Source organism: Desulfovibrio diazotrophicus, from assembly GCF_902498985.2.
Classification (GTDB): Bacteria; Desulfobacterota; Desulfovibrionia; order Desulfovibrionales; family Desulfovibrionaceae; genus Desulfovibrio; species Desulfovibrio legallii.
This window is the reverse complement of record NZ_OX346397.1, coordinates 102,636-114,347: the sequence shown is the minus strand read 5'-3', so window position 1 is coordinate 114,347 and position 11,712 is coordinate 102,636. Positions and strand designations below refer to the sequence as shown.

Genomic DNA, 11,712 nt, shown 5'->3' with positions numbered 1-11,712 from the left:
ACGCTCACGCCGGCGCCTGACAGCCAAATGCGTTGCGCCCACACCTGCGCGGCATACGTCTGCTCGTGCCGTCGCCAGAACAATTTCAAAATGAAATTACGCTAAAAATTATTGATAATATTTCTTTATAGCAATATATTCAGCCCCGTGCGCTGACCCGATCAGGCCTTGCCAGGCCACAGGGCACGGACGTTTTTCAGGCGCGTTTCTGCGCCCCACCCTCAACCCCCACACCGCCATGCTCCAACTCAGTGATCTTCGCGCCGCCTGTCAGCCCCTCAGCCAACGCTTTACCGCCCTCTGGGGGCGTCTTTGACCTGGCCGGCAGTGAACAACGCCTGCAGGAAATCGAACAAAGCCTTTCCAGGCCCGGCGCGTGGGACAAACCCGAAGCCCTGACGCCCCTGCTGCAGGAAAAACGCCGCCTGGAGGATGAGGTGGAACGCCTTGGCAAGCTCAAAACCTGCCACGACGACATGATTGAATGGCTGGCCCTGGCAGCGGAAGGCGAAGACCCGGAAGCCCTGGAATCCTTGGACCAGCAACGCGCCGAGCTGGCCCGCCTGCTGGACGAAACCGAACTGGTCATGCTGCTTTCCGGCGAGGAAGACAGCCAGGACGCCATTCTGGAAATACATCCCGGAGCGGGCGGTACGGAATCGCAGGACTGGGCCGAAATGCTCCTGCGCATGTACACCCGCTGGGCTGCACGCCGCCACTATACGGTGGAGGAGCTGGACTTTTTGCCCGGCGACGAGGCGGGCATCAAAAGCGTTACTCTGCGCGTCGCCGGGCCGCACGCTTTCGGCTTTCTCAAAAGCGAACGGGGCATCCACCGCCTGATTCGCATTTCGCCCTTTGATTCCTCGGGCCGACGGCATACATCCTTTGCTTCGGTGGACGTAATCCCCGACGCGGGCGACGACATCCAGCTGGATATCAAAGAAGCGGACATCCGCGTGGACATTTTTCGCTCCAGCGGCCCCGGCGGCCAGAGCGTCAACACCACCAGCTCTGCCGTGCGGGTCACCCACCTGCCCACGGGCATCTCGGCCCAGTGCCAGAACGAAAAATCCCAGCACCATAACCGCGAAACGGCCATGCGCGTGCTGCGCGCCCGTCTCTACAACCTGGAGCTGCAAAAACGCGAGGCCCAGCGCCAGGCCCAGTACGCCGGCAAGGACGCCATCGCCTTCGGCAGCCAGATCCGCACGTACACACTTCAGCCCTACCGTCTGGTCAAGGACCACCGCACCGGCACGGAAATGGGCGATGTGGAGGCTGTTCTTGACGGCCAGATCGACCGTTTTCAACACGACTACCTGTTGTACCGACATGAGCAAGAACGCTGACCCCCCCTTCTGCCCTCGGCCGACCCCAGTGCCCCGCACATGGCCAACGCCGACCAGCGGGCCGCATTGACGGCCGCCCTGCTGCGGGAGGTGGACCCGGACCTGTGGCAAGAATTCTGCCGCCGTCACCCGGAAAGCATCCGCCCGCTTTTATCCGCGCCTCTTGCCGAAACGGCTGCGGCCCTGCCGCCCATAACGGAGCAGCCGGAAGGCCCCCTGGCCCTCATGCTCACTGCAGAACATTTTGCGCATCAGATCAGCCGCGAAATCCTGCTCCTGGCCCGCACGGGCGGGGAACTCTCCCTGCTCTGCGCCGCCGTTTGCGGCTCCGACGCCGCAAGCGACGGCAGCCTTATGGGCGCAACTCTGGCCGAGGCCCTGGCCGAAAGCCTGCGCGCCTGCCAGGAAAGCTGCGACAGCCTGGGCTGCACCGGGCCGGGGCGTTTTGCCCTGCTTTTGCCCGGCGTGGGGCGTCTGCGCGCCCGCCTGCTGGCGGAACAAGTGCGTCAGCACTTTGCCCGGCGGGCCGCAACATTACTGCGCCGCGCCGAAGACGGCCCCCCGCGCCACTGCGCCGTGGGCGTCACCTATGCGGCCCAGGGTCGCCGACTGAGCGCCCGAACCCTGATCCAGCAGGCCGATGCCGCGCTGCACGCGGCCCAAACCTCCCCGGAGGGCATCACCTTGGCGGATGACCCGCTCGAACGGGACTCGCTGGTGCAGGCCCATGAAAAACGCTTTCTCTTTTTTGGGAGCTGATATGGCAACAACAACACTGAGCGTGTCCCTTCTCAGCGGCAAAGGCGGCGTGGGCAAAACCAACGTGGCGCTCAATCTGGCCTGCGCCCTGCATGAGCAGGGCTTCAAAATTCTGCTTATAGATTGCGATCTGGGCCTGGCCAACCTGGATGTGCTGCTGGGCATTACCCCTGAAGGCAACCTGCAGACCGCGCTGCTGGGCGAAAGCAAAATCGCCGATGTGCTCTGCCCCGTCGCGCCCCAGGGTTTCGACGTGCTGCCCGCCGCCTCAGGCGTGCCGGAACTCACCGACCTGCAGCCCGACGCCCGCGACCTGCTCTTTTCCCGCCTGGAACCCGTGCTGCACAACTACGACTATGTGCTCATGGACCAAGGCGCGGGCATCTCCCAGACCGTGCAGACCTTTGCGGCCCTGGCCGCCGTACGTCTGGTCGTCATCACGCCGGAACCAACCTCTCTCACCGACAGCTACGCCCTGATCAAGGTGCTCAACCTCCACTACGGCGTGCGCGACTTTCTCGTCATCGTCAATCAGGCAACTTCCGCCACTGAAGCCAAAAACGCCTTTTCCAAGCTGCACGGCGCCTGCCGCCACTTTCTGCACCTGGAGCCCGTGCTCCTTGGCCATGTACGCGCGGACAAAAACGTGCCAGAGGCCGTCTGCCGCCAACAGCCCCTTATGCGCATGGCCCCGGGCTGCCCCGCAGCCCAGGATATCCAGGCCCTGGCCGCCCGCCTGCAACGCCTGCGCCTGAGCATGCTGGACTGGCTCGCCCCCCGGCAGGTGCTGCAGCCTTTGCCGGCCGCCACGCTTCAAGACTGACCCGCCCCGCCCCGCGCTCGGCGCACCGCAATACCGCGATTGCCGCACTATTCACGACACGCCGTAACTCCGGCGGCGCAGTCGTTTCTTTTAGCAAAACCGGCGAAAAATTTTTCGCAGAAGGTTTACCTTGCGGCATAAAAACGGTAGGAAGAAATTACCAGTAAATGCCCGGCCTTGTCGCCCTGGCGGGCTAACCGGCAAAGCCACGGAGGCACGATGAACAAAAGCGAACTGATCAAAGCCTTGGCCGATGAAACCAACCTCCCTTCCGATGATGCGTCGCTGGTGGTCAACACCTTTTTCAACACCATGAAAAAATCCCTGCTGGCCGGAGAAAGGATCGAAATCCGCGGCTTCGGCAGCTTTAAAATCAAGGAGTACCAAGGCTACGCAGGCCGCAATCCCAAAACGGGCGAAAGCGTGACGGTGGCCTCCAAACGCCTGCCGTTCTTCCGCGCCGGGAAGGAATTGAAGGAATTCATCAACCAATAACGCCTATTGCGCCAAAAAGCTCACGGTTCCGGCCTTGCCGCCGACTGTCGGCCCCGCGTTGGTCGACAGTCGGCGACGCCGCTATGGCGCGAGCGCGGACAGGAGTCAGCCATGTTATTTTCCGGTGCCTTGACCGCTCTGGTCACCCCATTCCGCAACAACAGCCTGGACGAAGCCACCTACCGGGCCTTCATAGAACACCAGATTAATGCGGGCATCCATGGCTTGGTGCCCTGCGGCACTACCGGCGAATCCGCCACCCTCAGCCATGAGGAACACGAACGGGTCATCGAAATCTGCATTGATCAGGCCAAGGGCCGCGTGCCCGTGCTGGCCGGGGCCGGCTCCAACAACACCACCGAAGCCATCCGCCTGGCCCGCTTCGCCAAAAAAGCCGGGGCCGACGGGGCGCTGCTTATCACCCCCTACTATAACAAGCCCACCCAGGAAGGCCTTTACCAGCACTACAAGGCCATTGCCAAAGCCGTGGATCTGCCTCTGGTGCCCTACAACGTGCCCGGACGCACCGGCTGCAATCTGCTGCCCCCCACCCTGGCCCGTCTGGCCCACGACTTTTCCAACATCGTGGGCGTCAAGGAAGCCACCGGCGACATGTCCCAGGCCAGCCGCATCCTTGAAAGCTGCCCCGAAGGCTTCTGCGTGCTCTCCGGCGACGACTTCACCGCCCTGCCCCTTATGGCCCTGGGCGGCAAGGGCGTCATCTCCGTCACTTCCAACGTGGCGCCCGACCGCATGGCCGCCATGTGCAACGCCTTCAACCAGGGCGACCTGGCCGGTGCGGCCCGCCTGCACCACGAACTCTTCCCCTTGCACGAGGCCATGTTCCTGGAAAGCAACCCCATCCCGGCTAAAACCGCTCTGGCCCTGATGGGACGGATGGAAGCCGAACTGCGCCTGCCCCTCTGCCCCATGGGCGACAACGCCAAACACCGCCTCCTCGAAGTTCTGCGCCAGCAAAAACTGCTCTAGATCAGATAACCTTTGAGAGTATGCATTTTCAAAGGTTACGGCACGCTCGCTCCGGCGCTCCATCGCGCAACTAAATTGCGCTTGCGCCTCCACAGCGAGCGGCTGCTTACGCAACCGCCAGGGCATTTCAAAATTGCAATGCCCTGAGGCAGCAGGACCGCGAATTTTTTTGTAGGGAGGGGAACTGTTGTGAACAAAAGTTCCCTTCCCCACATCCCCATCCTTCAAAAAACTTTTCTCCCGTGCCAGATTCCGCCGGGCGCCCCCTGACCGAAAGCAGACCAAGCGCAAAGCGGCGCGTCCTCTTGAGCAACTGTACTTTTACTCAAAAGGACGCGCCGCTGTTCTGCGGTTCACGGCCCGGTGGAATTGGTGTGCTGTGGGCGACCCGCGCGTGCATAGGTCCAGGGCCAGGGGTCCAGAGGCATGGCCGCCGGGCGCGTTCCCCCTTAGAGCAGTTAGCGAATGAAATGAGCTAACTGCTCTGCAAGGATTTTCTTGAAAATCCTTGCCACAAAATGCGAGAAGGCAGGCTTTTGCCTGCCGTAAGCGAGCATTTCAAGTGTTAAATGCTCTAGAAGCCCGTTTCCAGGGGCGGCCAAACCAGCCAATCGCCGTCGCGGGGGGCGCGGGGGACGGCAGCGGGGGCGATAAAGACCCGCCGGTCCTGCACGCGCACCCGGCCTTGGGCCAGCCATTGCACGGCTTGGGGGTAAATGCGGTGCTCCATGACATGGATGCGCTGCATGAGCGTTGCGACGTCTTCACCGGCCTCCACGGGCACGGCGGCCTGGATGAGCACCGGGCCGCTGTCCACCTTTTCTTCCACAAAATGGACCGTGCAGCCGGAGAGTTTGACGCCGTAAGCCACGGCGTCGGCTCCGCCGTGCACGCCGGGAAAGCTGGGCAGCAGGGCTGGGTGAATATTGAGCACCCGCCCGGCAAAGGCTTCCAGAAAGTAAGGGGTGAGCAGACGCATATAGCCCGCCAGCACCACCAGCTCTACGCCGTCGTCCTGCAGGGTCGCCGCCATGCTGCGATCAAAGCTCTCGCGGTCGGGGAAGCTGGTGTGGTCCAGGGTCAGGCAGGGCACGCCGACCCTGGCCGCGCGCTCAATGACTTTTGCGCCGGGCCGGTTGCAGACGACGCGCCGGATGTTCACGTCCAGAACCCCGGCGGCGGCCTTGTCGAACATGGCCTGGGCGTTAGTGCCGCTGCCGGAGGCCAGGATAGCGATATTCAGGGGCATGCTGTCCTCAGGCGCGGGCGGACCGCGCAAAATGGGTTTGCAGGGCCGCCACCAGAGCCGGAATGGTATACTCTTCCGGCTGGATGCGGCAGGCGAGACCGTGCGCGGCCAGGGTCCGGGCCGTGACCGGGCCGATGGCCGCCAGCTGCACTTCAGGATGGGCCTTAAGCGTGGCCGCCGGAATGAGCGCCAGGAAATTTTCCACCGTGGAGGAAGAACCAAAGGTAACGCAGTCCAGATGGCCTTCTTCCAGGCAACGCAGCACGGCCTCCCGGTTATGGTCGGCGGGCACGGTCACATAGGCGGGCAGCACGTCCACCACGGCCCCGGCCTTACGCAGCTCTTCGGGCAGCACCTCGCGGGCCTTGGCCGCACGGGGCAGCAAAAAGCGCTTGCCCGCCACTGCGCCGCCTTCGCGGGCCAACAGCCCCTCCAGCACGCCTTCGGCCACATAGCGTTGCGGCACAAAATCCGGTGCAATGCCCCGGCCGCGCAGAGCCTCGGCCGTAGCCGGGCCAATGGCCGCCACCCGGCAGCCGCCCAGGGCGCGGCTGTCTTTGCCGACCACTGCCAAGCGTTGCCAGAAGTGACGCACCCCATTCACCGAAGTGAAGATAATCCAGTGATATTCCGCAAGGTTGGCCAGCGCTGCGTCCAGGGCGGCGTAGTCCTCCAGCGGGCGGATTTCTATGGTGGGGCACTGGATGACCTCGGCCCCCAGGCTTGTGAGGCTTTGGGCCAGACCGCTGGCCTGTTCCCGCGCACGGGTCACCACAATGCGGCGGCCGAACAGGGGGCGGTTTTCAAACCAGTTGAGCGTGCCGCGCAGGCCCGCCACCTTGCCCACCACAATGACCGAAGGGTTGGTGAAGGCCGCCGCAGCAGCCGCCTGGGGAAGCTCGGCCAGCGGCGCCGCAAGGCTGCGCTGGGCGGGCGTGGTGCCGCGGTAGACCAAGGCCGCCGGGGTGGCTGGGTCCATGCCCGCCGCCAGCAGGTTGCGCACAATATCCGGCAAATTCTTCATGCCCATGACAAAAACCAGCGTGGCGGCGCTGGCCGCCAAGGCGGCCCAGTTGTGCACCGATCCGGGCTTGTCCGGATTTTCGTGCCCTGTGATGATGGTTACAGAGGAAGCGAAGTCACGGTGCGTCAGGGGAATGCCCGCGTAGGCCGGAGCCGCCACCGTGCTGCTAATGCCGGGCACTTCCTCAAACGGCACGCCTGCGGCCACAAGCTCTTCGGCCTCTTCGCCGCCGCGCCCGAAAATATAGGGGTCACCGCCCTTGAGCCGGGCCACCACCTTGCCCTCGCGGGCCTTGGCCACCAGCAGGGCGTTGATCTGATCCTGGGGCAGGGCGTGGTTGCCCGCCACCTTGCCCACATAAATTTTTTCCGCGTCTGGCCGGACGTGGTCCAGCAGAGCCTCGTTGGCCAGGGCGTCGTAGACCACCACGTCGGCCCCGGCCAGGGCGTCGCGCCCTTTGAGGGTCAGCAGGCCCGCGTCGCCGGGGCCGGCCCCGATAAGATAGACCTTCATTGCACGCCCCCCCTGGCCAGTTCCAGCAAGGTGCGCGCGCCAAAGGCCGTGGGGCCTTCGGGGCAGAGGGGCGTAGTTTTGGCGGCCCAGTCCACGCCGGCAATGTCCAGGTGCGCCCAGCGTACGCCCTCCTGCACAAAATGCCGCAGGAACAGCGCAGCGTTGATAGCCCCGCCCTCGCGCGGGCCGATGTGGCAGATGTCCGCCACCTGGCTTTTCAGCTGCTCGGCATAAGGCTGCCAGAGGGGCAGGGGCCAGAAGTCTTCGCCACACGCCCCGCCCGCCGCGCGGATGCGCTCGGCAAGATCCGCGTCGTCGCAGAACAGCCCGGCCAGGCCCGTGCCCAGGGCCACGGCGCAGGCCCCGGTGAGGGTGGCAATATCCACCACGGCCGCCGGGGTCCAGGTTTTCTGGGCGTAGGCCAGAGCGTCGCAGAGGGCCAGACGGCCTTCGGCGTCGGTGTTCTGGATTTCCACTGTATCGCCATTGGCGGCGCGCACCACGTCGCCGGGGCGCACGGCTCCGCCGTCGGGCATATTCTCCGCGCAGGTCAGCAGGCCGATCACGCGACGGGGCGCGCCTTCCCGCGCCAGGGCCGTGACCGTGGCCAGCACTGTGGCCGCACCGGTCATGTCGCTCTTCATCTGGTACATGTGAGCGGCAGGCTTAAGGCTGATGCCGCCGGAATCAAAAGTGATGCCCTTGCCCACCAGAATAAGGGGCTTGTCCTGCTCGTGCCCCTTGGGCGCATGCTCCACCACCACCAGACGCGGCGGACGGCGCGACCCCTGGCCCACGGCCAGCAGGCAGCCCATGCCTTCGCGCTCCAGAGCCTCCTCGTCCAGCACGCTGCAGACAAAGCCCGCGTCCCGCGACAGTTCCTGAGCCTTTTCGGCCAGGGCCTGGGGGTAGAGCAGATTGGAAGGCGTAGTGGCCAAATCCCTGGCCAGACGCACGGCCGCAGCCGCATTCTCACCCCGGCGGGCCGCCGCCTGAAAGCCGTCCGGCACTTCCTCGCCGTCAAAGCCCAGGGCCAGCCATTGGGGATCGGCGGGTTCTTCCGCGTCGGGCTTTTTCAGAGCCGTAAAGCGGTACAGGGCCAGTTGGGCCGCGCACACGCATTCTTCCACCAGGCGCTCCCGGCCGCCAGGCAAACCGGCCAGGGCCGATTCCGGCAGCAGCAGCGAGGCATAGCCCTGCCGCCGACAAAACTGCACAGCGGCCGCCAGGGCCTTGCGCACGCCGCCAAGATCCAGTTTTTCGCGCGGGCCCAGGCCCACGGCCAACGCGCGGGGCACGGGCAGATCCTTGTGGCCGTGCAGCAGGGCCAGTTCGCCCTTTTTGCCCTTAACATCCCGCAGGGCCGGGGCAATGACCAGCCAGGGCGCTGCCCGGTCGATCTGGGGGCACTGCTCCAGCACGGCTTCCCCCTCGCACACGGGCGCCAGCAGGACTTCCGCCTTCCACTGATCGGGTCCCAGATTCTGAAAACGTATCTCCATGAGGTTCTCTCCTTGGCAACTCTTTGACGCCGCCTCGCGTGCGGCGCGGCCCGACGCCCGCTTGCGCCCTGTGCCGGACTGCGAATATACTGTGCGTCGGCCTTTTTGCCAAGGGCGACGCCGCCGGACCTTTGGGCAGGCCACAAGGCCCTTGTCTGAGCACGCTTCTTGCATATTTTCAGCAAAGGCCTTTTGCCGCCCCATGATCAGGAACTTGCCATGCTCGTCTATATCCATGTGCCCTTTTGCCGTACCCGCTGCCGTTACTGCGCCTTTCACTCCAACCCTCTGGGGCGCGGCGTGGCCGCCACCGCCTCCCCGGCCGTGCGGGACTATGTGGACACCCTGCTTATGGAGCTGGCCCTCTGGGGGGACCGCCTGGGCGGCAGCCCGGTAGAAACCGTTTTTTTCGGCGGGGGCACCCCCAGCCTGCTGCCGCCGCGCATTATCGGCATCGTACTCGACCGTCTGTCCAAATATTTCAAACTGGCCCCCAAGGCCGAAGTGACCCTGGAAGCCAACCCCGAATCCCTGCGCGGCGGACACGTGGCGGCCCAGTTTCTGGATGCCGGGGTCAATCGCCTGTCCATCGGCCTGCAGAGCATGGACGAAGCCCAACTGCGCATGCTGGGCCGGGCGCACAAGGCCGCCGACAGCCTGCACGCCGTGTTTCTGGCGCGCGAAGCGGGCTGCACCAATATCAACGTGGACCTCATGTGGGGGCTGCCGGACCAGAGCGTGCGCCAATGGCTGCAGACCCTTAAAGACGTCTTCCGCATGACGCCGGACCATATTTCGGCCTACGGCCTGACCCTGGAGCCGGGCACAGCCCTGGAAGCTGACGTGGAAGAAGGCCGCCTGAACCTGCCCCCCGAACGGGACCAGAACATCATGTTCATGGAAGGCGCGGCCCTGCTGGAACAGCACGGCTACCTGCACTATGAAATTTCCAATTTCGCCCGCATGGGCTTCCAGTGCCGCCACAATCTGGGCTATTGGGAAGGGGCCGACTACCTGGGCATGGGCCCCTCAGCCACCTCCACCATCCAGAACCGCCGCTGGACCAACCCCGCGGGGCAAAACGCCTGGAACACCCGCGTGCGCCAGGGCAGCCTGGACGCGGAAGCCGAAATCCTCAGCCCGCAAACCCGCGTGCTGGAGCTGCTCATGCTCCGCCTGCGCACGGCCCGCGGCCTGCGCACCAAGGACTACCGCGACCTCACGGGCCGCGACTTCACCCGCGACCACCAGAAACTTGTCCGGGCCCTGCACGAAAACGGCCTCATCCGCCTGCGCGACGGCTACCTGCGCCTGACCCGCAAGGGCATGGTCGTTTCCAACGCCATCCTCACCAACCTCTTTGCCCGCACCAGCGAAGTGCTCAATGCCCCCCTGCCCCAGGGCTCGCCTTCCGCGGCCACTCCGGCCCCGGGCGCGCCCGCCTCTCCCGAGCCGGAACCGGACATCCGCCCCGTGCGCTGGCCCAGCGCCTAGGGCGTTTACCTCTTGAAATATCATATAATTTTCTATAAGTTGTTTATGCGCATAGCAAACCCTGCGATTCGTAAAATAGCGGTTGAGGCATACCTGTCTGGCAAAGCAACCCAGCAACAACTTGCTGATATATTGGGATTCCATAAGACTGCTATTGTCCGATGGGTTCGCGAATACAAAAAAGATGGAAGGCTTGAGCCACAAATTCGAGGCCACATTCTTAAAACTTTTTCCCCTGAGAAAAGGGAACGGCTTGCCGCCCTGGTCAAAGATAAGCCAGACCTCACGCTGAAGGAGATCAGAGAGGAGAGGTACTCCCCATCAGATTTTTGACTCCCTGTCTTCTAAGCCGCCTGCGCGGCGGATAACGCTGGACTTGTGCTGTCTCTGAAGCCGGTGACCTTCTAAGCCGCCTGCGCGGCGGATAACAGTGTCCCCCGCGTTGGGGGTTTGAGTTTTCGGCTTCTAAGCCGCCTGCGCGGCGGATAACGGCGACAATACTATTTTTGCGCTGCCGCGCAACTTCTAAGCCGCCTGCGCGGCGGATAACAGCTTGGCTCTATTCTTCGCACATTCTCATGGCTTCTAAGCCGCCTGCGCGGCGGATAACTAAAAAAATACATATTTTTGTTGACACATAGGCTTCTAAGCCGCCTGCGCGGCGGATAACGCAAAAGAAGTTTAACAAGAAGGCTCTAGAATCTTCTAAGCCGCCTGCGCGGCGGATAACTTGGTATGACATCGCTACGAGCCAGCCTGTTTCTTCTAAGCCGCCTGCGCGGCGGATAACAAAAACATGGTGCTGGAGGAGACCCCGCCGCACTTCTAAGCCGCCTGCGCGGCGGATAACCGCTGGTGCATCGACATGAGCGGCATTTTCAACTTCTAAGCCGCCTGCGCGGCGGATAACAAAGAGGTGGCCGCTTATCCGCTACCCCGGCCCTTCTAAGCCGCCTGCGCGGCGGATAACATAAATCGCGGGCTGTAACGACCACGAGCAAACTTCTAAGCCGCCTGCGCGGCGGATAACAACCCCCGCCTGGCGAGGCTAGTTCGCATGCTCTTCTAAGCCGCCTGCGCGGCGGATAACCACAAGATAGCTACGTCTATCCGCGACGGCATCTTCTAAGCCGCCTGCGCGGCGGATAACGTCGCGAGGAGAGCGCAGAGCCTGGCGGATCACTTCTAAGCCGCCTGCGCGGCGGATAACTTTGGCTGGCTCGAAGCAATACTGGGTATTGGCTTCTAAGCCGCCTGCGCGGCGGATAACGGCTTGAAATTTCCGACGCCCTCTTTTTGGTTGCTTCTAAGCCGCCTGCGCGGCGGATAACCATTTCAGTATATCGTGCGCCCTTTTTGGGTACTTCTAAGCCGCCTGCGCGGCGGATAACCGCAATGTCATCATCAACTTGACTGAGACTCACTTCTAAGCCGCCTGCGCGGCGGATAACTGGGGGGCAGACTTGTCTTTCGGGCTTATCGACTTCTAAGCCGCCTGCGCGGCGGATAAC

Annotated in this window: 10 protein-coding genes and 1 CRISPR repeat array (1 of these 11 cut by a window edge); of the genes, 7 read left to right on the top strand and 3 right to left on the bottom strand. The window is 63.5% G+C overall.

Annotated elements, in window-relative coordinates; all coding sequences use genetic code 11:
- The first annotated feature begins 238 nt into the window (after nt 1-238).
- The 5 genes from prfB to dapA all read left to right on the top strand — a co-directional run bounded on the left by prfB (nt 239) and on the right by dapA (nt 4,419).
- Nucleotides 239-1,352, top strand: a protein-coding gene (prfB, locus tag J7I12_RS00490; protein WP_118229551.1) for a peptide chain release factor 2 whose coding sequence is annotated in 2 segments (ribosomal slippage) — nt 239-313 and nt 315-1,352 — 1,113 coding nt in all. Because the reading frame shifts where the segments join, the coding sequence is not laid out codon by codon here.
- 39 nt (nt 1,353-1,391) lie between these two features.
- Nucleotides 1,392-2,111, top strand: coding sequence for a GGDEF domain-containing protein (locus J7I12_RS00485; RefSeq protein WP_302548658.1), 720 nt, complete (start codon nt 1,392-1,394; stop codon nt 2,109-2,111).
- Nucleotide 2,112: 1 nt separating this feature from the next.
- Nucleotides 2,113-2,934, top strand: a complete 822-nt coding sequence (locus tag J7I12_RS00480; RefSeq protein WP_302413559.1) for a MinD/ParA family protein — start codon at nt 2,113-2,115, stop codon at nt 2,932-2,934.
- 219 nt (nt 2,935-3,153) lie between these two features.
- Entirely contained in the window at nt 3,154-3,429 is a 276-nt protein-coding gene (locus J7I12_RS00475; RefSeq protein ID WP_118229547.1) for an HU family DNA-binding protein, read from the top strand.
- Nucleotides 3,430-3,540: 111 nt separating this feature from the next.
- A complete protein-coding gene (gene dapA / locus J7I12_RS00470) occupies nt 3,541-4,419 on the top strand; it encodes a 4-hydroxy-tetrahydrodipicolinate synthase (protein ID WP_118229546.1) in 879 nt (292 codons plus the stop codon).
- A 574-nt stretch (nt 4,420-4,993) separates the two neighbouring features.
- Here dapA and purN read toward each other — a convergent pair.
- From purN to J7I12_RS00455, 3 genes are read right to left on the bottom strand one after another with little or no spacing between them, the layout of a single operon-like run.
- A complete protein-coding gene (gene purN, locus J7I12_RS00465) occupies nt 4,994-5,668 on the bottom strand; it encodes a phosphoribosylglycinamide formyltransferase (protein ID WP_302149198.1) in 675 nt (224 codons plus the stop codon).
- A gap of 7 nt (nt 5,669-5,675) precedes the next feature.
- Complete coding sequence (cobA, locus tag J7I12_RS00460) at nt 5,676-7,205, bottom strand: uroporphyrinogen-III C-methyltransferase (RefSeq protein WP_118229544.1); 1,530 nt, start codon at nt 7,203-7,205, stop codon at nt 5,676-5,678.
- The gene (locus J7I12_RS00455; RefSeq protein ID WP_302548659.1) at nt 7,202-8,707 is read right to left on the bottom strand and encodes a leucyl aminopeptidase; all 1,506 of its coding nucleotides are present in this window, start codon (nt 8,705-8,707) and stop codon (nt 7,202-7,204) included. The genes cobA and J7I12_RS00455 overlap by 4 nt, the downstream gene beginning before the upstream one ends.
- Nucleotides 8,708-8,926: 219 nt before the next feature.
- Between J7I12_RS00455 and hemW the strand changes: the two genes are divergently transcribed.
- Together hemW and J7I12_RS00445 are read left to right on the top strand one after the other, a co-directional pair.
- Entirely contained in the window at nt 8,927-10,201 is a 1,275-nt protein-coding gene (gene hemW, locus J7I12_RS00450) for a radical SAM family heme chaperone HemW (protein ID WP_302548660.1), read from the top strand.
- 45 nt (nt 10,202-10,246) lie between these two features.
- Nucleotides 10,247-10,534: a helix-turn-helix domain-containing protein gene (locus J7I12_RS00445; protein ID WP_487125882.1), complete on the top strand. Its 288-nt coding sequence runs from the start codon at nt 10,247-10,249 to the stop codon at nt 10,532-10,534.
- A gap of 8 nt (nt 10,535-10,542) precedes the next feature.
- A CRISPR array of direct repeats spans nt 10,543-11,712; the repeat unit is 28 nt; unit sequence CTTCTAAGCCGCCTGCGCGGCGGATAAC; it runs 5,942 nt beyond the window's last position.